The 21,001-nt window shown below is 52.1% G+C and carries 27 protein-coding genes, 1 pseudogene and 1 riboswitch; of the genes and pseudogenes, 21 read left to right on the top strand and 7 right to left on the bottom strand.

The window, feature by feature from the left end; translation table 11 throughout:
- Nucleotides 1-3: 3 nt before the first annotated feature.
- A complete protein-coding gene (locus tag ACN0RL_RS09775) occupies nucleotides 4-282 on the bottom strand; it encodes a metal-sensing transcriptional repressor (protein ID WP_144778842.1) in 279 nt (92 codons plus the stop codon).
- Nucleotides 283-363: 81 nt separating this feature from the next.
- On the opposite strand from ACN0RL_RS09775, the gene ACN0RL_RS09770 reads away from it, so the two are divergent.
- From ACN0RL_RS09770 to ACN0RL_RS09750, 5 genes are all read left to right on the top strand, one after another.
- The gene (locus ACN0RL_RS09770; RefSeq protein ID WP_417516172.1) at nucleotides 364-726 is read left to right on the top strand and encodes a hypothetical protein; all 363 of its coding nucleotides are present in this window, start codon (nucleotides 364-366) and stop codon (nucleotides 724-726) included.
- Nucleotides 727-772: 46 nt separating this feature from the next.
- Complete coding sequence (locus ACN0RL_RS09765; protein WP_417516170.1) at nucleotides 773-1,507, top strand: HupE/UreJ family protein; 735 nt, start codon at nucleotides 773-775, stop codon at nucleotides 1,505-1,507.
- A gap of 16 nt (nucleotides 1,508-1,523) precedes the next feature.
- Nucleotides 1,524-2,201, top strand: coding sequence for a hypothetical protein (locus ACN0RL_RS09760; protein ID WP_417516168.1), 678 nt, complete (start codon nucleotides 1,524-1,526; stop codon nucleotides 2,199-2,201).
- 155 nt (nucleotides 2,202-2,356) lie between these two features.
- Nucleotides 2,357-3,295, top strand: a complete 939-nt coding sequence (gene dmeF, locus ACN0RL_RS09755; RefSeq protein WP_417516359.1) for a CDF family Co(II)/Ni(II) efflux transporter DmeF — start codon at nucleotides 2,357-2,359, stop codon at nucleotides 3,293-3,295.
- A gap of 52 nt (nucleotides 3,296-3,347) precedes the next feature.
- Nucleotides 3,348-3,473: riboswitch (yybP-ykoY riboswitch) on the top strand.
- A 51-nt stretch (nucleotides 3,474-3,524) separates the two neighbouring features.
- The gene (locus ACN0RL_RS09750) at nucleotides 3,525-4,082 is read left to right on the top strand and encodes a manganese efflux pump MntP family protein (RefSeq protein ID WP_417516166.1); all 558 of its coding nucleotides are present in this window, start codon (nucleotides 3,525-3,527) and stop codon (nucleotides 4,080-4,082) included.
- Nucleotides 4,083-4,387: 305 nt separating this feature from the next.
- Here ACN0RL_RS09750 and ACN0RL_RS09745 read toward each other — a convergent pair whose 3' ends face one another.
- Nucleotides 4,388-5,722, bottom strand: a complete 1,335-nt coding sequence (locus ACN0RL_RS09745; protein ID WP_417516164.1) for an ATP-binding protein — start codon at nucleotides 5,720-5,722, stop codon at nucleotides 4,388-4,390.
- A complete protein-coding gene (locus tag ACN0RL_RS09740; RefSeq protein WP_417516162.1) occupies nucleotides 5,709-6,374 on the bottom strand; it encodes a response regulator transcription factor in 666 nt (221 codons plus the stop codon). Before ACN0RL_RS09740 ends, ACN0RL_RS09745 begins: the two co-directional genes overlap by 14 nt.
- A gap of 205 nt (nucleotides 6,375-6,579) precedes the next feature.
- On the opposite strand from ACN0RL_RS09740, the gene ACN0RL_RS09735 reads away from it, so the two are divergent.
- The 11 genes from ACN0RL_RS09735 (at nucleotide 6,580) to ACN0RL_RS09685 (ending at nucleotide 15,859) form a co-directional block, all read left to right on the top strand.
- A complete protein-coding gene (locus ACN0RL_RS09735) occupies nucleotides 6,580-7,113 on the top strand; it encodes a cupredoxin domain-containing protein (protein ID WP_417516160.1) in 534 nt (177 codons plus the stop codon).
- 93 nt (nucleotides 7,114-7,206) lie between these two features.
- Nucleotides 7,207-8,922: a copper resistance system multicopper oxidase gene (locus tag ACN0RL_RS09730; RefSeq protein WP_417516158.1), complete on the top strand. Its 1,716-nt coding sequence runs from the start codon at nucleotides 7,207-7,209 to the stop codon at nucleotides 8,920-8,922.
- Nucleotides 8,919-9,668, top strand: a complete 750-nt coding sequence (locus ACN0RL_RS09725) for a copper resistance protein B (protein WP_417516156.1) — start codon at nucleotides 8,919-8,921, stop codon at nucleotides 9,666-9,668. Before ACN0RL_RS09730 ends, ACN0RL_RS09725 begins: the two co-directional genes overlap by 4 nt.
- A 165-nt stretch (nucleotides 9,669-9,833) precedes the next feature.
- Nucleotides 9,834-10,187, top strand: coding sequence for a hypothetical protein (locus tag ACN0RL_RS09720; RefSeq protein WP_417516154.1), 354 nt, complete (start codon nucleotides 9,834-9,836; stop codon nucleotides 10,185-10,187).
- A gap of 11 nt (nucleotides 10,188-10,198) precedes the next feature.
- Entirely contained in the window at nucleotides 10,199-11,551 is a 1,353-nt protein-coding gene (locus ACN0RL_RS09715; protein WP_417516152.1) for an APC family permease, read from the top strand.
- Nucleotides 11,552-11,581: 30 nt separating this feature from the next.
- Nucleotides 11,582-11,809, top strand: a complete 228-nt coding sequence (locus ACN0RL_RS09710) for a hypothetical protein (RefSeq protein WP_417516150.1) — start codon at nucleotides 11,582-11,584, stop codon at nucleotides 11,807-11,809.
- On the top strand, nucleotides 11,802-14,153 hold the full coding sequence (locus tag ACN0RL_RS09705; protein WP_417516148.1) for a heavy metal translocating P-type ATPase: 2,352 nt from the start codon (nucleotides 11,802-11,804) through the stop codon (nucleotides 14,151-14,153). Before ACN0RL_RS09710 ends, ACN0RL_RS09705 begins: the two co-directional genes overlap by 8 nt.
- Nucleotides 14,154-14,186: 33 nt before the next feature.
- The gene (locus ACN0RL_RS09700) at nucleotides 14,187-14,573 is read left to right on the top strand and encodes a DUF302 domain-containing protein (RefSeq protein WP_417516147.1); all 387 of its coding nucleotides are present in this window, start codon (nucleotides 14,187-14,189) and stop codon (nucleotides 14,571-14,573) included.
- Between the two features lie 135 nt (nucleotides 14,574-14,708).
- Complete coding sequence (locus ACN0RL_RS09695; protein WP_417516145.1) at nucleotides 14,709-15,197, top strand: hypothetical protein; 489 nt, start codon at nucleotides 14,709-14,711, stop codon at nucleotides 15,195-15,197.
- A gap of 121 nt (nucleotides 15,198-15,318) precedes the next feature.
- Complete coding sequence (locus tag ACN0RL_RS09690; protein ID WP_417516143.1) at nucleotides 15,319-15,498, top strand: hypothetical protein; 180 nt, start codon at nucleotides 15,319-15,321, stop codon at nucleotides 15,496-15,498.
- 109 nt (nucleotides 15,499-15,607) lie between these two features.
- Nucleotides 15,608-15,859 carry an SHOCT domain-containing protein gene (locus ACN0RL_RS09685; RefSeq protein ID WP_417516141.1) on the top strand — a complete coding sequence of 84 codons (252 nt, stop codon included), beginning with the start codon at nucleotides 15,608-15,610 and terminating at the stop codon, nucleotides 15,857-15,859.
- Between the two features lie 130 nt (nucleotides 15,860-15,989).
- Here ACN0RL_RS09685 and cadR read toward each other — a convergent pair whose 3' ends face one another.
- Nucleotides 15,990-16,394, bottom strand: a complete 405-nt coding sequence (cadR, locus tag ACN0RL_RS09680) for a Cd(II)/Pb(II)-responsive transcriptional regulator (protein ID WP_417516139.1) — start codon at nucleotides 16,392-16,394, stop codon at nucleotides 15,990-15,992.
- Nucleotides 16,395-16,489: 95 nt separating this feature from the next.
- Here cadR and ACN0RL_RS09675 point away from each other — a divergent pair, with 95 nt between their 5' ends.
- Both ACN0RL_RS09675 and ACN0RL_RS09670 read left to right on the top strand, forming a co-directional pair.
- The gene (locus ACN0RL_RS09675; protein ID WP_417516137.1) at nucleotides 16,490-17,386 is read left to right on the top strand and encodes a cation transporter; all 897 of its coding nucleotides are present in this window, start codon (nucleotides 16,490-16,492) and stop codon (nucleotides 17,384-17,386) included.
- A gap of 280 nt (nucleotides 17,387-17,666) precedes the next feature.
- Nucleotides 17,667-18,161: a c-type cytochrome gene (locus ACN0RL_RS09670; protein WP_417516135.1), complete on the top strand. Its 495-nt coding sequence runs from the start codon at nucleotides 17,667-17,669 to the stop codon at nucleotides 18,159-18,161.
- Nucleotides 18,162-18,307: 146 nt separating this feature from the next.
- Here ACN0RL_RS09670 and ACN0RL_RS09665 read toward each other — a convergent pair whose 3' ends face one another.
- From ACN0RL_RS09665 to ACN0RL_RS09655, 3 genes and pseudogenes are all read right to left on the bottom strand, one after another.
- Nucleotides 18,308-18,703: a nucleotidyl transferase AbiEii/AbiGii toxin family protein gene (locus tag ACN0RL_RS09665; RefSeq protein ID WP_417516133.1), complete on the bottom strand. Its 396-nt coding sequence runs from the start codon at nucleotides 18,701-18,703 to the stop codon at nucleotides 18,308-18,310.
- Between the two features lie 183 nt (nucleotides 18,704-18,886).
- Entirely contained in the window at nucleotides 18,887-19,132 is a 246-nt protein-coding gene (locus ACN0RL_RS09660) for a DUF6088 family protein (protein WP_417516131.1), read from the bottom strand.
- Nucleotides 19,133-19,236: 104 nt separating this feature from the next.
- Nucleotides 19,237-19,503 (bottom strand): annotated as a pseudogene (locus ACN0RL_RS09655) (hypothetical protein); the annotation flags it as partial.
- A gap of 206 nt (nucleotides 19,504-19,709) precedes the next feature.
- Between ACN0RL_RS09655 and ACN0RL_RS09650 the strand changes: the two are divergent.
- From ACN0RL_RS09650 to ACN0RL_RS09640, 3 genes are all read left to right on the top strand, one after another.
- Nucleotides 19,710-19,958, top strand: coding sequence for a hypothetical protein (locus ACN0RL_RS09650; RefSeq protein WP_417516129.1), 249 nt, complete (start codon nucleotides 19,710-19,712; stop codon nucleotides 19,956-19,958).
- 101 nt (nucleotides 19,959-20,059) lie between these two features.
- The gene (locus ACN0RL_RS09645; protein WP_417516127.1) at nucleotides 20,060-20,539 is read left to right on the top strand and encodes a hypothetical protein; all 480 of its coding nucleotides are present in this window, start codon (nucleotides 20,060-20,062) and stop codon (nucleotides 20,537-20,539) included.
- 141 nt (nucleotides 20,540-20,680) lie between these two features.
- Entirely contained in the window at nucleotides 20,681-20,983 is a 303-nt protein-coding gene (locus tag ACN0RL_RS09640) for a hypothetical protein (RefSeq protein WP_417516125.1), read from the top strand.
- Nucleotides 20,984-21,001: the final 18 nt, after the last annotated feature.

The following is a 21,001-nucleotide window of genomic DNA, read 5'->3' as shown; positions in this document are numbered from 1 at the left end:
CATTCACAGGTAATGGGCAATGGCTTTGAACTCATCAATACGCTTTTTTTGATCGGGCTCTAGTGGACCAATCGCATCGTCAAGACAGTGTTCGATGTGATCCTGGACCAACACCCGCTTTGCCTGTTGAATGGCCTTTTCCACAGCATGAAGCTGTTGTGCCAGTTCCAGGCAGGATCGCCCGGCATCCATCATCTCTATCACGCTGCCCAAGTGACCTTGAGCCCGTTTCAGGCGTTTGATGATCTGCGGATGTGAGTGGTGCTTGTGATCATTTCCCATTTTTAATTCCTATCCCCCCTAGGGGGATGATATTCTCTATCACCAAATTAATCCAACAGCCAGATTAACAAGCCCGCACTTATGATTACGGCCATCTATCATAAAAAACTGATTCCGTTTCTTGCCCTGCTGTTTGCTCTAGCTGGCATGACGTTTTCGGTCATCGGTGAGACCTCCTCTCATGGTGTCGCCGAGCTGAGCGGGTTTGTATCAGCGGATCAAAATGATCATTCGCACAACCACAATGATTTAGACGACAAGTCCGATATTCACCAGCACCACGACGCCGGCAATCACAGCCACGAAACTGTGGATCATCCGGCGATCCGCTCCATCTCAGACTGTTCGATCTCACTCCGGCAGCCTATTCCGTGCGCAGGAGATTCTCCCCGCAGCTTTCGTTACCGGCTCGACCGCCCTCCAAAAGCCTCTCTGATTGTTTAAGTCTTGCTGCACCGCAGCTTTTTAAACGAAAACAATTGGAGTCGTTATGTTGTCAACTTTGCTTGACGGCCTTTGGCGTGCGCACACAGCCGCCGGCGGTCGCCGTCTGATCTGGATATTCCTGACACTCGGTTTGCTCGGAATGAGCGCCGATGTGCTGGCCCATGCCATTGCCCAGGGAGACAAGGGGTACATCCAGGAAATATCCGGGGTAAACCTCATTGCGTTTATCTATCTTGGGGCAAAGCACATGGTCACCGGTTATGACCACCTGCTATTCCTTTTGGGGGTCATCTTCTTCCTTTATCGCATGCAACACATCGCAATCTACGTAAGCTTGTTTGCGCTGGGGCATTCCACCACCATGCTGCTAGGTGTGTATTTCAACGTCGGCATCAATAGCTATATCATCGACGCCATCATTGGACTGTCGGTGGTGTACAAGGCACTGGATAACGTGGGTGCGTATCAGCGCTGGTTCGGCTTCCAGCCCAACACCAAGGCTGCCACTCTGATCTTCGGCTTCTTCCACGGCTTTGGCCTGTCCACGAAGATCATTGAGTACGACATCTCCCCGGATGGACTGATACCGAACCTGCTCGCGTTCAACGTGGGTGTGGAAATCGGCCAGCTTCTGGCATTGGCGATGATCCTCATCGTCATGAGCTACTGGCGTAAAACCGATGGCTTTTTCCGCCATGCTTATACCGCCAATATCGCCATGATGAGCGCCGGCTTCCTGCTCATTGGCTATCAGCTAACCGGCTATTTCATTGCCTAATTCCGGAGACCGTTTTATGTATAACACCGATATGCCCACCCGTAACGAATTACCCAGCTCCGCGCAGTTGGTTCGCTCCACCATCATTGCAGCCATCGTAGCGCTGGTATTGCTCGTAACCGTGGTGATGCCCTCCGAATACGCTCTGGATCCTACAGGCGCTGGCCGCCTGCTTGGTTTGACGGCAATGGGTGAAATCAAGGCGCAGCTCGTGGAAGAAGCAGCCGCCGACGAAGCCGCCCAGATGGTGTCTGTGGAATCCTCCAGTGAGGAGAGCGCAGCACAGACTTCTGCAACAGCATCCCAGGCAGCGACACCACCTGAACTTGAAGCCGAGCCAAAAGCGGAGGAGCCTGTCCTGGCACCCGTCGCCGAACCCGAATGGCAAGACGAGGTGCGCGTCACCCTTACGCCGGGTGAAGGCACAGAGTTCAAGCTCACTATGCAGGAAGGGGCCGTAGCCCGTTTCTCTTGGGAAACTGAAGGCGGCCCCGTCAACTTCGACACCCACGGTGACGGCGGTGGCCAGTCCATCTCCTATGAAAAAGGTCGTGGTGTGCCGGAAGATGAAGGCGAACTGGAAGCTGCGTTCACTGGAAATCACGGCTGGTTTTTTCGTAACCGGAACGGTAACAACATCACGCTGGTGCTTCGCACCGATGGTGACTATGGCGAAATGAAGAGAGCGATGTGATGGAAGTCGCCTGAATAATAACTGCCAGGATCGGGCCTATCGACTTTAGATAGGCCCGATCGGGTGGCGGGCTACGACTCAGACTATAAATATCAATCTGGCTACCCTCTGATACGTCAGAGGGTTTTATTCTCTCCAACCCAGGAACGCTTAAAATTCACCGCCATAATCTCGATCAGTGGCAACACGATCACGTTTTCGGTCAAGACCAAAAGCGCTCCGGAGAAACTCGCACTCTCATCGTCGTCGGTCTGACTGTAACAATGATGGTTTGGGAGATTCTGGCCGGTATTATCTATGGCTCGATGGCTTTGTTGGCCGATGGGCTGCATATGGGGTCCCATGCGGTCGCATTGGGCATTGCTGCATTCGCGTATGCCTACGCACGCAAAAACGCAGGCAATAGGCAGTTCTCGTTTGGTACAGGCAAGGTTAATGCACTGGGCGGGTTTACTGGAGCCGTCCTGTTAGCCGGTTTCGCGCTCTATATTGCGATTGAAAGCATTGGGCGCTTTATTGATCCTGTCATCATATCCTTCGATGCAGCAATCTTTGTCGCGGTGATTGGCTTGGTGGTCAATGGCGTTTCGGCCTGGTTACTCGGTGGAGGGGATCACGACCACGGACACGGCCATGATCACAATCATCACGGGCACCACGATCATAATCGTCGGGCCGCCTATTTTCACGTTCTCGCCGATGCCTTGACCTCAATGTTGGCGATTGCGGCCCTGCTAGCAGGTAAATTTGCAGGCTGGAACTGGTTGGACCCGTTCATGGGGCTCGTGGGCGCTGCACTGATCACCCGTTGGTCATGGCTTCTACTCAAGGAGACTTCCAGTGTGTTGCTCGATCAGCAGCGTAGCGATCTGGAAGAAAGTGTGACAAACGCGATTGAGGATGACGATACACGAATTAGCGATCTTCACCTTTGGAGCATCGGCCCGAACATCCATGCAGCGATTGTTTCGGTTGTTTCACACGAACCGGAATCACCCGATGTATACAGGCAACGTATTCAGGCTCGCTGCCACACCTTGATGCATATAACGGTAGAGCCACAACGATGCAGCGCGGAGTCTGAATCTGGGTAAGCAGAAGAAAAATCAAACGCTGGTTTGTGACCTCTGAGAAGGATTGTTAAACTAGTGCTTCTTTGGGGAGTAGCCTGCTTCCGGTATTCGGAAGAGTTCGTGTCAACATACTTGGCCATACGCCATGGTGCGAACACCTCTTGGTTGGCGAGACCATCGATATATTCATGCCTGAGGTCGGGCGTGTGGATATATTGTGGACTCAACATGCCTGACCGGAGATATCTACTTGAACCCAATTACCCTCATTGTGCTTGCCTTTGCCATGTCTACAGATGCCTTTGCAGCTGCGGTCGGCAAGGGCGCGAGCCTCAAAAAAACCCGCCTTCTCGACGCACTGAGAATCGGGCTTATCTTTGGATCAATCGAAGCAATAACCCCTCTGATAGGTTGGTTAATTGGTAAGTCGGCATCGTCATACGTAGAGGCCTGGGATCACTGGATAGCCTTCTCCCTGTTGGTAGCTCTCGGCTTACACATGATTTATGAAGGTCTGAAACCAAGTGCGCAAGGCATAGAAAAACCTTCCAAACAGTCCTTCCTGAAGCTTTCTCTGACCGCAATTGGCACCAGTATTGATGCCATGGCAGTAGGCGTGGGCCTGGCGTTTATAGACGTAAACATCTGGATTGCTGCTGGCCTGATTGGTTTGGCGACAACGTTTATGGTGACACTGGGGGTGATGATAGGGAGGGTTGTGGGTTCCGTGTTGGGACACAGAGCGGAAATCTTTGGTGGTGTTACGCTCATCGGTGTCGGCGTGTGGATATTATCGAGCCACCTTTAGCGCCCACAAACAGAGAGCTACCCTGCTTTAATAGTAGGGAAAGCTATCAGTACAGTGCATATAACTCCTCAGGCTTTCATCCATTGCATTTGTACCTAAGAATAACGAGCAATCGCTTTCGACTCCTCACACTACAGCATGCGGCTCAAGATGTCATAGCCAGACGATCACTGATATCGAGAGAGTTAGATCTATGTCTAGTCAGCATGCGAGGGTTAATTAGGCGGTCGGAGTACTGACCGCCCGTCTTAAGCACGCTTTATTTTTTTATCTAAACGTATCGATAAAATACGTTAGGCATAAGCCTAATTGGGGATTTCGAGGGCCACCCGCAATCCCCCTTGCGAAGTGGCTGAGAAAGTAACATTCCCACCGTAACGATTAACTATTTCCCTCACGATGGCGAGTCCCAGACCATGTCCGGGTGTCTGCTCGTCTAGACGCAACCCACGCTGGCCAAGACTGGATATTTCATCTGCTTTGACTCCCTGGCCATCATCAGACACAGCCATACGAGCAAACCCATCGCTCTGCGTTAGGAAAAGTTCAACGAAAGAGGTCGACCATTTCCCGGCATTATCGAGAAGGTTCCCTAATATTTCGTTCAGGTCTTGTTCCTCAATTGGCCAGTGAGATTCGTCGGTGAGTGACGTTGACAGCTCAAACGACTTTTCGGGATAGAGTCGGCCCAGCATCCACAGGAGATCGCGGGCTTGCTTTACGGGATAGGCGCTCTTACCCACCTGTGGACCCGCAAACCGGCTGCGCCGCATTTCGGCTTCCAACTGCCGGTCGATATCACTCAAGCGCGACCCCATCTCATGCCTAAGATCATTGTCCAGGGGGCGACTGGTATCTTCGAGGACCTGCCTGACCGCAGTGATGGGCGTTTTGACACTGTGAGACAGATTCGCGAGCGCTTCCCGGGAGCGCTCAAGCCGCTGATCCAAGGAATCCAGAAGTTGATTGAGTTGTTGCACCAGTGGCCGGAATTCTTCCGGAGCCTCTACGTTTATCCGGGAGATTTCGCCGCTCTGTAAGCGTTTGAGAGCGGCCTGAAGTGAGACAACGGGGCGCATCGACAGGTTAATACCAAACCAGATAACGCCTACCAGTAAAAAGATCAGTAAAATCGATACGATCGCCGTCCAGGCATGCAATTCCGCCTGACTGTTTTGCAGCGCGCCCATATCTTCTGAAACGATCACGGTAATAGGGATGTCGTTTACCAAAAAGGATTCTCGATAGGCGAGAATATCGGAGGGCGCATTGGGTATCTCGGCACCGTGTATCCTGATGCTGTTCTGGTCATTCGGTTGCAGCAGGGGGCTCAGCAACGGCTGCCAGGATTGCGGAGATATGACGGTTTGAGCCGGGGACTGGATAGCAAAGGCATGATGGAACACTTCTTCAAAATAATCCCCGGTCTGAAGCATGTCTATTTGACCGTCGGCTTGGCGGATATGGTGTTCCAGAAAAGCCACTTCGTCTTTCAGGCGGCTCTCGACAAACTCCCGGGACATTCTTTCCAGAAGTAACCCATGCACAAGCCACGCGATGGCCATCAAGCCAATGCCTGCGGGCAGCAGCAGGAGCAGAAGCGCACCTTTTACGGAGACAGGCTTTCTAAACAGCGTCATTAAACAGATATCCCTGACCGCGCCGAGTTGCAATGCTCTCCGGCCCAACCAGCTTTCTCAGGCGCCGGATATAGGCTTCGATAATGTTTTCATTTGGGCTTTCGTTAAGATTGTAGAGCTGTTCCATCAGCTGTTCCTTGGAAAAAATATGACCAGGACGGCCCATCAGGCAGCGCAGTAACCGGAATTCTGTGCCGGTCAGGCTGTGTTCTGTGCCATCCTCGACTTTCAGGCACTGCCGGTTTTCATCCAGCTCAAAACGCCCCGCCTTAACTGACGAGTGAACTCTGCCTTCGCTTCTGCGCATGATGGCATTCAATCGGGCAATCAGTTCTTCAGTCTGAAAGGGTTTGGCCAGGTAATCATCTGCTCCGGCCTTGAGGCCGTTGACCTTATCTTGCCAGTCCCCCCTTGCGGTCAGGATCAGTACCGGAAAAGTGGCTTTGTTTGAACGCCATTTTCTCAGCACGTCCAGACCATTTCCGTCTGGTAGCCCGAGGTCCAGTACGCCGGCTTTGTAGTCTTCCTGCTCACCTAAAATAACCGCTTCTTTTGCTGTGCGAGTGATATCCACGCTGAAGCCAGCCTTCTCAAGTTGGCTGGCAAGCCCGTCAGCAAGCAGTCGGTCATCCTCTACCAGCAGTAGTCTCATGTGTCGCTTCCTTTTTTAAGCCAAAACAGGCTGCAGCAGTGTCGCTTATCAAACTGAATTGAGCCTGAACCACAAATAATTCCAGATTTTCAGAAAGAGTTCAGGTTCGTGCGCGATGGTACCAAGCGTTTTAGCACAATATTCACGTTGCGGGGCAAACACAGGTTTACAACGCACGTTACGCCGTACCACAGGAGAAGGTTTGATGAGTCTAGCAAAGTTCGCAGTTACAGCAGTTGCCATGTCAATGTCCTTAACAGCACTCGGCGCTGGCACCCACGAACGTGGGCACGGTCATAGCGCCAAGAGCGGCGAACCGGGGAAAGCCTCGGACGCCAGCCGCAGCATCACCGTGGAGATGTATGACAACTACTACGAACCTGAAACTATCGAGGTCAAACCAGGAGAAACGGTGCGCTTTGTAGTTCTGAACAAAGGGCAGTTGGTGCACGAATTCAACATTGGCACCCCCGATATGCACGAAGCCCATCAAAAAGAAATGAAGATGATGGTTGAGCATGGCGTTATCCAGGGAGGCAAGCTCAATCACGACATGATGGAGATGGACATGGGAAATGGCCAGTCCATGAAGCATGACGACCCGAACAGCGTGCTGTTAGAGCCGGGTGAGAGCCAGGAAGTTGTCTGGACGTTTTCGGAGAAGGGCAATATCGAATTTGCCTGCAACGTTCCAGGGCACTATCAGGCTGGCATGTACGGCGAAGTGCATTTCAACTGATCCCTTCAAACAAGTGAGAGTTTATCGCGCTCGCTCTATAGCCAGCGCGTCGGGATCTTTGAATTCAGCAAAATGGTTCGGGAGCAGTTGACCATGAAGAAAACCCTTGTTGCAGGCGCATTAGGCCTGCTTTTGCCCGCTATTGGTTTGGCGGGCGAATACAACCTGACCGTTGACCGGGTCGAAATCGATACCGGTGAATTTGTGAAAGAGGGCGTCGGTTATAACGGCAAGTCCCCTGGGCCGACATTGCGCTTCAAAGAAGGTGAAGAGGTGTCGATTAACGTCACCAATAACCTTGACGAGACTACCTCTATTCACTGGCACGGTTTGATCCTTCCTTTTGAGCAGGATGGTGTTCCGGGTATCAGTTTTCCTGGCATCAAACCCGGGGAGACGTTCACCTACAAGTTTCCCATTACTCAGTCGGGAACCTACTGGTTCCACAGCCACTCAGGTTTTCAGGAGCCAGAGGGGGCCTTTGGTTCTATTATCATCGAGCCAGAAGGGCGTGAGCCGTTTCGCTACGATCGCGACTACGTGGTTCAGTTAACGGATAAGCACCCGCACTCCAGCGAACGGGTTATGCGCAACCTCAAGGTAACGCCGGATTACTACAACCGTAAACAGCAAACCGTGGGGGAATTCTTTTCGGACGCGTCGGAAAACGGTTTCCTGAGCACGGTAAAAGAGCGCTTGGCATGGGGCGACATGCGCATGATGCAAGCCGATGTTGAGGATCTGCAGGGTTTTACCGGGATGATTAACGGTAAGGGCCCGGCACAGAACTGGACCGGTATCTTTGAACCCGGCGAGCGTATTCGGTTGCGCTTCATCAACTCCTCCGCGATGACCTATTTTGATATTCGGATTCCGGGGCTGGAAATGACGGTTGTGCAGGCCGATGGCAATAACGTACAGCCAGTCAACGTGGACGAATTTCGCATTGGCGTTGCGGAAACCTACGACGTGATCGTTCGGCCAAAAGACGAGCAAGCCTATACGATTTTTGCCGAGTCTATGGGGCGTTCCGGGTACGCCAGGGCAACGTTGGCAACGGAAGAAGGAATGGAAGCGGCCGTTCCCGGATTGCGCGAGCCCGCACGATTGACCATGGCGGACATGGGCGGTATGCCGGGAATGGATCATGGCGACATGCCCGGTATGGATCACGGTGACATGGGCGGCGCAAGCGAGATGGCCGATATGTCTGATATGGACCATTCCCAGATGAAGGGTATGGATCATAGCGCGATGATGATGCCCGAGGGCGGTGCAAGTGATCCGTTCTACGCAAAAGGCAGCGGGCTGGTGCCGACGGCAGCCAATGGCGGCAAATTCCTCTCCTACGCCGATCTGAAAGCACAGAAGCCGCTGTATGAGGAACGGGAGCCTGCACGAGAAATTGAGTTGCGCCTTACCGGGAACATGGAACGCTACACCTGGAGCATCAACGGCGTTAAATACGAAGATGCTGACGCCATACGCCTGAAATATGGCGAACGAGTCCGTTTCAAATTTGTGAATGAAACCATGATGACGCACCCCATGCACCTGCACGGTATGTGGTCGATTCTCGATGTCGGCGCTGGCCAATGGAATCCGATCAAACACACCGTCAGTGTGCAGCCTGGCACCACGGTTTACATGGAAACCGAAGTCGATGCCCCCGGGCAGTGGGCCTTTCATTGCCACCTGACTTATCACATGGCCGCCGGCATGTTCCGTAAGGTAATTGTTGAAGGTGGGCCGGAGTCTACACAGGCTGCCTCCAGTAAACAGTCGAGCGATATTGGGGGTGACGTATGAAGCTTTGGATGCCGTTGATTGCAAGTGCGGTTGTGAGCTTGAGTGTCATACCGGCGTTAGCATCTGCTCAGGAACGGATGTCGGACACCACCCAGCGTAAACAACCGCTGAATGTTTGGGGTGTGCAGTTCGAAGAACTTGAATACCGTTACAGTGACAACGATGAAGAAATAGGCGTTTGGGACGCGGATTTCTTCTATGGCACCGACAATTTCAAAGCTCGCTGGCTTACAAGTGGGGAGTATTCCTTTGAAGAGCGAGCCTACGAAAAGCTCGAAAACCAGTTGGTGGGTCAAATGCCGATATCCAAGTTTTTCGACGCAAAAGCCGGGGTGCGATTCGACACACCGGAAGGCCCGGATCGAACCTACGCGGTTCTTGGCGTCGCGGGCCTGGCGCCCCAATGGTTTGAAATTGATGCGAACCTTTACGTGAGCAAGGATGGCGACACGTCTGCTGATCTGGATGCGGAGTATGAGTTGCTGCTCACCAATTACTGGATACTTACTGCTACCTTCGATGCAACGGTGGCATTCAGCGAGGATCGGGAAATTGGAGTAGGGAAAGGCCTGGTATCGACAGAAACCGGGTTACGGCTCAGCTACGACTTGATAGACCGCGCATTTTCGCCTTACGTTGGTGTTGTTCACGAACGTAAATACGGCGACACCGCGGACTTCGCCAGGGCGGACGGAGGCAGCACAGAGGATTGGTTTGCGGTTGTTGGAGCACGGCTCTCGTTCTGAAACCCCAGGCAGGCCTTGGGTATTCCCCCTTGGCCTGTTTCAGCGCAACTTGACGTACCGCAAGTTTCGGTATGAACAGATTGTTTGTCTCTCCGATTTTCAGCTGCAGTTCAGCTTGGGGTGTTGTGATAGAGGCTGGATAGATCAGCTAGGAGGTGCAAGGCCATGGCCAAAGCCCATAAAGCAACAAACCAGGCGCAATTTCTGCTTCGACGCAAACTTACAGTCGAAGGTCTCACTGAGATCCAGTGGGAGGATTTTATCCATGAGCTGAATCATCATCCCTGCGTTGATTTCGCCGAGGGTAAACCTAAAGATCAACTCGTCGTCACGTTTGATGGCACGCATTGGTCGACCGACGCACTGATTGAGCTTATTGAAGCACGCGGGGGGTATCTGAAGGGTGGCTGGTGGGAGCGCCGAAAGCTTGCGCGTTACCGTTTCAGCGATGAAAACATTCGGGCCAACGCCAACCTGGATCCCTTCTGCTGTTCAAAAATTCCACCGATGAAGAAATAAAGGGAGGTTGAATGAGCAGGGAACAAGACAGAACTTCTCGCTACAAGGAAGGTAGCCTGACGCTATCAGGGACAGTCATGTTGGGCACCGGCGTCATGATTGGCGCCGGTATATTTGCGCTTACCGGGCAAATGGCCCAGATGGCCGGAGCGCTTTTCCCGCTGGCCTTTCTGGCCGCTGCAATCGTTGTGTCCTTCAGTTCCTATTCCTATATCAAAATATCAAATGCCTACCCATCAGCAGGCGGCATTGGCATGTATCTCCATAAGGCCTACGGCGATGGTTTGGCGACGGCGTTTAATGCCTTGCTGATGTATTTCTCCATGGTGATCGCCCAGAGCTTCCTGGCTCGAACATTTGGCTCGTACACCATGCAGTTGTTCGGCGGAGATGAAAGCGGGCGCATGGTGTCTATATTGGGGGTGTCGCTGATTTTGGCGGCATTCCTCATCAACCTTCTTGGCAATCGTTGGATTCAGGGCGTCGCTTCTTTTATCGGAATCCTCAAGATTGGCGGCATTCTTGTCTTCGGGCTGGTAGGCGTGTGGCTGGCCGACAGCCTCGCTGTAGATTTTTCCCAAAGCGGTGACGCAGGCGCCTTCGGTAGCTTCCTGGGCGCAACGGCGCTGGGCATACTGGCCTTCAAGGGGTTTACCACCATTACCAACAGCGGCTCCGAGGTAAAAGACCCGCACCGTAACGTCGGTCGCGCCATTGTTATCTCCATTGCCGCCTGCGTTGTGCTCTACACACTGGTGGGATTCGCTGTTTCGAGCAACCTCTCCCTCTCTGAAATCATTGAAACCCAGGATTACTCTCTGGCAGCGGCAGCGCGCCCGGCACTGGGTGACTACGGCCTGTGGTTCACAGTTGTGCTCGCCATGATGGCAACGGCCGGAGGCATTCTCGCCAGTATTTTTGCGGTCTCTCGCATGCTTGCCATGCTAACCGAGATGAAACTGGTACCTCACAGCCACTTCGGAATGCCTGGCAGCATCCAGAAACACACGCTCGTTTATACCGTGGTGCTGGGCCTGGTTCTGACCGCCTTTTTCGACCTCTCAAGAATCGCGGCGCTGGGCATTGTGTTTTATCTGATTATGGATATCTCCATTCATTGGGGCGTGCTGCGCTACCTGCATAAAGATGTGAAAGCCACGAGGTGGGTGCCAGCGGTGGCGATCATCCTGGACCTAATGGTTCTGGGCGGCTTCGTTTGGGTCAAGCTCAACACCGACCCCTTTGTGATTGGTGTGGCCGTTGGCACTATGGTTGTCATTGCCATTGCTGAACAGGTATTCCTGAAATCGACTGTCAGAAAAGAGGCGGTAAAAAGTAACGAGTCTCACGAACACCATCACTGATATTCAACACGTAAATCGGAGGGTAATCCTATGATGGAAGGGGATATGTTTGGTAACACCATGTGGGCAGGGCATTGGCTATGGATGCTGGTCATTGCCATTGTTGCGGTTATACCCGCTTGGCGAATTTGTCAGCGCACCGGCTTCCCGGGCTGGATGGGAGTCCTAATCCTTATTCCAATGGTGAACCTGGTCTTCCTGTACTTCATTGCGTTTGCGGACTGGCCAGCGGACAAAGCAGGAGCGCGAAATGAGTGAGCATCAGCACGCACGCCAGCACAAAAACGACACGCATGAACATCACGATGAGCACGCGGTAAAAGACCCGGTTTGCGGGATGTCTGTAGACCCCCATACGGCAGAGCATCGCAGCCGGCATGCTGGCAAGACCTGGTATTTCTGTTCTTCCCGATGCCAGACGAAGTTTGATGAAAGCCCGGATAAATACCTCGGGGAGAAACAGGAGCCTGCGGAGCCGGTAGCGCCCGGAACCATGTATACCTGCCCGATGCACCCGGAGATTCGTCAGCAAGGGCCTGGCGATTGCCCTATTTGCGGTATGGGCCTGGAGCCGGAGCAAGTGAGCCTTGACGATGGGCCTTCGGCAGAGCTTACAGATATGACGCGTCGGTTCTGGATTGGTCTGCTGCTCGCATTTCCGGTGTTTTTGCTTGAAATGGGCGGCCACCTCACAGGCCTTGATCACATCCTGTCGCCGCAAACCTCTAACTGGATTCAGTTGGTGCTGGCAACGCCTGTTGTTGCCTGGAGTGGTTGGCCGTTCTTTGTGCGAGGCTGGAAATCAGTGCTCAGCCGCAACCTGAACATGTTCACGTTGATCGCAATGGGTACTGGCGTTGCGCTGATCTATAGCCTTGTCGCGACTTTGGTTCCACAGATTTTCCCCGATGCTTTCCGCCAGGCGGACGGCTCGGTCGCCGTTTATTTCGAAGCGGCTGCCGTTATTGTGGTGCTGGTGTTGCTTGGGCAGGTGTTGGAACTCCGTGCACGAGAGAAAACCTCGGGTGCGATAAAAGCCCTGCTGGATCTGGCCCCTGCCACGGCAAGAAAGCTGGACGATGACGGGGGTGAGTCCGACGTTTCTCTTGATCAGGTGAAGGTCGGTGACCGCTTGCGAGTACGCCCGGGCGATAAAGTGCCCTTGGATGGAGAGATTCTTGAGGGGCGCTCCAATGTCGACGAATCCCTGGTGACTGGTGAACCCCTGGCTGTGAGCAAGCAGGCGGGTGACCAAGTGATCGGTGGCAGCATGAACCAGCAAGGCGGCTTCATCATGCGAGCTGACAAAGTCGGGCGCGACACCATGCTATCGCAGATTGTGCAGATGGTAGCAAATGCACAGCGCAGCCGTGCGCCGATTCAGGCTTTGGTAGACAAAGTGTCCGGCTGGTTTGTTCCAGTGGTCATCGTGATCGCCGTTATTGCCTTTATCGTCTGGTCAGTCGTCGGGCCAACGCCTCCAATGGCCTACGGCCTTATTGCAGCGGTGAGCGTGCTGATTATTGCGTGCCCATGCGCTCTTGGCCTGGCTACTCCTATGTCAATCATGGTTGGCGTAGGGCGGGGCGCTCAAAATGGCGTGTTGATCCGTGATGCCGAAGCTCTTGAGCGTATGGAGAAGGTCGATACGGTGGTGGTCGATAAAACCGGCACACTGACTGAAGGCAAGCCCAAGGTGACGAAATTGGTTCCTGCAAACGGCTTCAGTGATGAAGATCTGATGCGATATGCCGGTGGCCTGGAGAAGGGCAGTGAGCACCCGCTGGCGCATGCGATTCTTGATAAAGCCAAAGCCATGGAACTTGCCTTGCCGGATGCAGAGGATTTCGACTCGCCGAATGGTAAAGGTGTAACCGGCAAGATTGATGGGAAAAGCGTTCTGATTGGTAACCGGTTGTTGATGGAGTCACAGGGCGTCGATACCTCTGCCTATGAAGAAGAGGCAGATCAGCTTCGTGTGGATGGAGCCACGGTGATATTCACTGCGGTGGACGATCAGGTTTGTGGGTTGATTGCCATTGCAGACCCCATCAAAGCAACCACCGAAGCAGCTATAACCTCGTTGCAGAAGGACGGCATCCGCGTGGTTATGCTGACAGGGGACAACCAAACCTCTGCCGAAGCCGTCGCGCGCAAGCTCCATATTGATGAAGTTAAAGCAGAAGTGCTGCCAGAGGACAAAGCGAAGATCGTCCAGCGGTTCAAGGATCAGGGCCGTATCGTGGTGATGGCCGGAGATGGTGTGAACGATGCCCCTGCGTTGGCTACGGCCGATGTCGGCGTTGCTATGGGTACGGGCACGGATGTGGCTATTGAAAGCGCAGGCGTAACTCTTTTGCGTGGGGATCTGATGGGCATTGTCGAAGCGCGTCATTTATCAATCGCGACCATGCGCAACATACGGCAGAACCTGTTTTTTGCCTTCGTTTATAACGCGGCTGGTATACCGATTGCGGCCGGTGTGCTCTACCCAGTTGCAGGGATTCTCTTATCACCGATTTTTGCCGCTGCGGCGATGTCACTGTCTTCGGTGAGCGTCATTGCCAACGCACTCCGTTTGAGGGTGGTTAAACTGGATTAAGGCAGTAAAAACTCAACGAAATTGGAGGTTTCTATGTCTTACACAATCAATCGAGTTATTGAAAACGCAGATTTCGCGGAAGTGGATGAACGAACACGCCAAGCCTTGGCCGACAAGGGCTTTGGGGTTTTAACGGAAATAGACGTCAAGGCGACCATGAAAAAGAAACTGGACAAGGATATGCCTGCCTACCTGATTCTCGGCGCATGCAATCCGAACATGGCCTGGGAAGCGATCGGCGCAGAACCTCGGGTAGGCGCCATGCTGCCGTGCAACGTCATTCTTCGCGAAACAACCGGGGGTGTTGAAGTCAGTGCGGTTGACCCCGTTTCATCCATGACAGCAATTGGAAATGAGCAACTCAAAGAGATTGCGGGTGAGGTGAGGGATATGTTGTCTGAAGTGATCAACGCAATCTGACGATTGACTCGACCAGCCACAGAGAAAATGACGTACAGCAATCGAGAGGCTGATCTAAACATAAATTCAGGTTCGATTCAGGTAGATGCTGTTCAATGAAGGTGTCGCAAATCGAGTTCGTTAAGGAGCTTCGCTATGAAGAGTTTTACCAGAGTAATCGCAATTTCTTTGATTATGGCCACACCGGTTGTCTGGGCGCAGGGTTCGAGTAACCAGCAGATGCCTGGTGGGATGATGTCCCAGGAGCAGATGCAGCAAATGCAGCAAAACATGTCCCGCATGCAGGAGATGGCGCCTAAAATGCGTGTGAGTTCCGGACAAAACCGGCAAAAGCTCATGCAGGAACATATGGAACTCATGCAAGAGCAGATGCACATGATGCGGGGCGGCATGATGGGCAGGCAAGGAATGATGAATGGTCAGGGAATGATGAATAACCCAGGAATGATGAATCGCCAAGGAATGATGCACGGTCAGGGGGTGCAGGGAAATTCGAGCCAGGGCAACCCTGCTATTAACTCAGAAGACCGCGTTCAGTTTATGGAAAAACGGATGGATCAGATGCAACTGATGATGGAGCAAATGCTGGAGCATCAGCAGGAACTGCAAGATCGCGCAAAGTGACACCCTGACGATTCCGGGGTTACCGTGGGGTGCACCGGCAAGGACAGCAGGTCGATATCGGCGGTATATGAAAATGAATAAACCCACGGAGTTGCAGTAGGCGCTCTTCCCGGCTACGGCAATGCCGGATAATGCATGGTGGTCGGCTCTATGCCCCGACCCTGACGGCATTGTTCGGATCCTCGGGATAGAAGTCGGTATGACGGTCGTGGATCTGTGTTGTGGCGACGACTGCGCTGGAATGTCTGAGGAAGAAAAAGACGATTTCGAGGCGAAGATTGTTGAACCACTAAAGCGATGAAGACGCTCATTGGAGTGTTTTACTTCCTGCACGTGGCCTGAATCGCAAGAAGAGCGTTATGACTGAAGATGAGAAAAACATGGGTAAACCCAACTGAAGGAGAAACGTTATGCAACATGGATGGGAAATGATGCCCTGGTACGGAATGATTTTCGGCCCGATCATGATGATTTTGGTGCTTGCCACAGCCGTCACGGTTGTGATTCTGCTCGTCCGTTGGTTGGGCGGGGGCTCAGGGGCGCCGTTTCGCGACAACCGGCGATCATCTAAGGCAGCGCTCGATATCCTGAAAGAACGCTTTGCGAAAGGAGAGATCGATAAGGACGAGTTCGAAGAGAAGAAGCGTTTACTTTCGGATTGAAGGATTTCACGTGCCGCCATTTGTGGCAGACTAAACCTAAAGGGGGATCCGGATTAAATGGTTGTTCTTACCCCCTGCGCGAGAATGGGACAGACATCTCATCGGATCTTCCGGTTGATGCTTCAGCCTATTACTGAAGCAGGCTTCGCTCGCTGATTCCAGCAAGAATCCCGCAAGCCTCAACTTCCCGGCCATCGTTGCAACGCCCTCTCAATGAAACCAGTTGCTTCTCAAGCGTTTGCAGAGCTGTTATCTGCGACCGCACATGAGAGATGTGGTCATCGAGCAAGGCGTTAACGGCAGCACAAGGCTGGTGAGGGTCGTTCTGATAGCTCTGTAGTTCATGAATCTCTGTTAGTGACAGGTTCAGAATTCGGCAGCGACGGATGAAGGCCAGCAGCTCAGCATGCTTTTCGGTATAAACACGGTAGCCATTCTCCTGCCGATCCGGTGGCGGTAACAAGCCTTGCTGCTCGTAAAAGCGGATCGTCTGTGTATCCACCTCCACTAACCGCGCCAATTGGCCAATGCGCATCGAGCTCCTCCTCCGCGAATTCTTTATCCGGTTGACCTTATAGTGGCTATATGGTTTTTAATGGTAGCACAAGGTTCTTCAAGTGGAGTCGTTTCGTGAGTAAAACCTGTGGTGACCAAAGTGGCTGTGAAGCAACGCCTGCAGCGGATGTCGACATGTCGATTTCTCCCAAAGCATCAGGAGAATGGGTGAGCGAATATGCAGTACCGAAAATGGACTGTCCGTCAGAAGAGCGGTTGATCCGCTTGGCCCTAAACGGTTTTGACGAGATTCGAACTCTATCCTTTGACCTGTCAAACCGTCAGTTGAAGGTTGTACATAATGGCGAGGTCGAGCCCATCACAGCGAAGCTGCAGAGCTTGGGGCTAGGGGCCTCTCTTCAGGAGACCGTTGCTGCCGATCCAGAGGAAATCAAGTCCGCCGAAAAGTCTGTGGCCTCCGCTAGGCAAGAGTCCGGCACCCTGCGCTGGTTGCTCGGCATCAACGCCCTCTTGTTTGTGGTGGAAATGACTGCCGGTCTAATCGCACAGTCAGCCGGCTTGATTGGAGAATCTCTCGACAATTTTGCCGACGCTGCCGTATATGGCCTTGCCCTTTATGCCGTTGGGCATACTGTAAAGATGCAGTTGCGTGCCGCGCATCTTGCCGGTGTGCTCCAACTGATATTGGCTCTCGGAGTACTCGTAGAGGTAGTGAGACGTTTTGTATTCGGTAGTGAACCTGAGTCGCTGATGATGATGGTTATCGCATTCGTCGCATTGATCGCCAATACCAGTTGTCTGCTGCTGATATCCAAACACAGAGAGGGCGGCGCACACATGAAGGCAAGCTGGATATTCTCCGCCAATGACGTGGTGATCAATATAGGCGTCATTATCGCTGGAGCCCTGGTTGCGTGGACTGGATCCAATTATCCAGATCTGATTATCGGCGGCATCACGGGAATCATTGTGCTTAACGGTGCCAGGCGAATTCTGGCGCTGAAGGCGTGAATTCAGATAATAACTGCAGCACTTTGACGTAATCAGGTAGAGGTTGGAGGGCCGTTGCCGGTACCCTCACGGATTTTACCGACCAAAGTGATGCAGTACCGACAACTGTCCCAAACACACATCAATCGAGTGATTGAGCAATTGAATAACCGGCCCAGGAAACGGCTGGGCTAACGAACACCGGCAGAGGTGTTCTGGGGTGAATATTCCGGAGCACTATAAAATAGCGGTGCTGCGGTTATTGGTTGAATCCACGGGTACAAGAAATTTGGAGGGACGTATGAAGAAGATTCTTCTTGGTTTGGGAATATCAGCAACTCTCATTTTACCAATATATGTATATGGACAAATGGGGATGATGGAGGGAAGAGGCATGATGGGCGGAAAAGGTATGATGGAAGGAGGTATGATGAATATGTCAATGATCAGGCATCGCTTCGTCATGCGAAATGGTATCGATGAAAAATATGCAAACAAAGTAAACCCTCTGCAAAGCACCTCAAATAATATCAAAGAAGGGAAAGTGCTATATGAATACAACTGCGCAAGCTGTCATGGAACATCAGGACAAGGTGACGGTGAGGCTGGTATAAATTTAACTCCCAGACCATCCAACATTGCGATGTTTAGTAAGATGCCAATGGCAACTGATGGTTATCTATTCTGGACAATTTCTGAAGGCGGGGTTCCATTGCAAACGGCAATGCCCCCTTTTAAGAGTGCTCTAGAAGAAGACGATATTTGGAAAATAGTTCTCTATCTTCGACAGCTATAGCAACCTAACAATCACATGCCCTCGGACTTGCACTTCTCCCATTTCGCGACGCTACCTAGGTGCCGCTAAACATAAGGTTACACCGGTGATGGCGTTCGATTGCTATTTGGGAGATTTGCTCGGCTTTTTGCGGCTGATGCCGGCATTTATCCTGCCCTGAGCTTTCCGAAACCTTGAAACAATCGCCCCAAAATCATCCGGAACACCAAAAACATCCTGCCCTCAATAGCAGCTTGATGATCCGCTGCAATCTGCTCAAGCCGCTCCCCTTCCAGCACAAGAACCAACCGGCCTTCAAGCACTTTCTCAAAGGTGAAACCCTTTTGTGCCCACCGCTGGCTCTTCATGGTCACCACGTCCGTCATTGCGTCAGTTGCATCAAGGGCATCACTGAATTCATCTTGTTGAAGAATGCAATCTACGTCATACCAGTGCCTTGCCAGTCGATGCGGGTCTGGGTCTTTTTCCTGGGTCGAAAATTGGTGCATGCCAGTCAGCTTTTCCCAAAGAACGTAGCCAGGGTGATATGCGGCAACCGTCATTTACGGAAAAGCTATAGCTTGAAGTTCGTCCAGCTCTGCCAGGTAGCATCCAACATCATTGCCTACCGTAAACGTTCTACTGTCGACGTTTGTCCAAAACACTGTTTTTACCGGTGCCTGTGTCTGAAGGCCAAGTCGATAAGCCGACTCAATGCCTTGTCTAACCAGTGTATAGCCGTTCTGCTATGCCCATTTTTTGGCGATCTGTTCTGCGCTTGCTGTGATTTTGATTGATGGCATGCTGGCCAGTGACTTTGGGCGCACATAAATGCCTTTGGCTACTCGTTCAATCACACCTTCTAGGGCAAGCCTGCTCAGCGCTTTTTGCACAGACGTAGCAGTGCCCAGTTCGTGGAACTGATTGATGGAAAACGGGACGCCCCGCCTCATGCGCTGCAATTGACGGGTCACTTTCTCTGATGTAGACATGCTTTGACCTGACACATTGATATCTATGTGGATTAATATTAGCCCCTTGATGACAGGGGTTGCAAGCGGGTTGGTGTCAGGATGATGGGTGTTTAGGGTGAAGGTTATAAATTCTGGGGAACTGTTTTTGATCCAGCCAACATCCGCAATATCAGCAAGGCAAAGCCCCTTTGCGTTTGCTCATCTCCCAGCACCTACATAGAAAGCTTCTCATTGTCCGTCATGGCATCCAGCACCATGTCTGAGACACGCTTTGGGAATAGTCCGTGCATCACCTGTTCCGGGGAGTGGCTGTTCACCTGGGCCATCACAGATTCATCTCGGCGTATCCTGTCCGCTACGCCTTGGGCAAAATGAAGCGAATCTCCATCACCTGGCTAGGTTTTGGGCGACTGGTTGAGTTAACACTCGCGTAAACTAGCTCTGTAGATTCTTTTTTTGAGATCACTTCCAACTTTGCAACGCACAGCACATGGTTTTGCGATTACAGGTCGTTTAAGCTTCTGAGTCTAGGCAGAACAAAGTGCTAGTGAGATCTAGCAGTTTGTTTTTGATTTTTGTCTGACGGAGAAGGTTAATGATTAAGTGTTTGGTTTGTGATCAAGAGGCAGAGCGTGTTCTGGTAACTTACATGCATGAAATTGTGGGTGAGGGCGCTTTTTTTTGTGAGCGCCATGCCTTTGATGATGGCCGTGAGCGGTGCCCGTATTGTGATGATTACGGGGTAGAGGTTGAAGATGAGGACTCTGGAGAAATCGTCGAGCTACTACCAACATATCCTGCAGGTGCTTTGGATTCAGAAGACAGCTGTTCTGAGCACCCTTAATGCAGCTGTTGGCATGCACAAGTTGAAGGCATTGTAAGTCGGTGGCCGAGTTCTCGCAGGCTCAGGGTTCTGTGAAACGGCATTATGCTTGAGGAAATGGTTTGAGCTTGTTTGAAATAATCAGTGTTTTGATATCCGTGCTTGCCGTGGTGGTATCACTGACTGCGCTCTCACGTTCTAGAAAAAATCATGCTCAGTTGCTGGAACTCGAACAGGTTCACGCCGAGCTAAGCCGGAAGCAGTTAGCTGATTTCGAAAAGCGCGAGCAGCAAGTCTTGAAGGCCAATTTGACTATCAGTTTAGAGAAAGAAGGCCAGATGAGTAAGTTCGTTATCAAAAATGCGGGGCCGGCGATAGCGACTAATATTTACTTCGGCTTAGAGCAAGACAATGACTGTAACCCGCTTGTGAGTGGAGATTTCGAGGCAAAAATACCTTTCCCCGCGCTGGCTCCGCAAGAACAATATTACCTTTTGGCTGACATCCCGCTCGACGTCCGTCAGCTGACATTTTCAATTTCGCTACGCTGGAATAATGAGGATGGTACGCAAGAACGGGTAGTTCGGAGTGTGGCTGTTTAAGTGTAATAGCCAGATCAAGTTTCAAACAAACTGAGCCAGGCGCTATGGCCCGCGGCCGAACTCGCAAGCATCACCCGCTGCCTCATTGACCTCAACTATGCGTGTTTCCGGCATCATTCAATCTACCATCACCACGATCCCATGAAATTACTCAATACCTACGAAGACAAAGACGATGCCGAAACGGCCGCAACCAAGCTGCAAGGCGAAAAGCGCCTGGCCAGTGAGCGTGATTCCACAGAGGTTATCTATAACCTGTTTGGACTTCCAACTTGGGGTAACTTTCATCGGCTGGGTATGTATAACCTGGGTGAGCTGAGTAAACTCTTGGCCCGTCGCGATCAGTGGGGCACCGAGGAGCAAACTCGTCACCGTGAAATATTGAACACGTTACAAGTGGTTTCCAAGAACTTCGAGGTAGCGATACCCAGCCATTGGTTATAGTGCTATCACAAGCAGGCT

This window comes from Marinobacter sp., assembly GCF_048259445.1.
Classification (GTDB): domain Bacteria; phylum Pseudomonadota; class Gammaproteobacteria; order Pseudomonadales; family Oleiphilaceae; genus Marinobacter.
The sequence above is the reverse complement of the archived record's forward strand: the minus strand, read 5'-3'. Positions and strand labels throughout refer to the sequence as shown.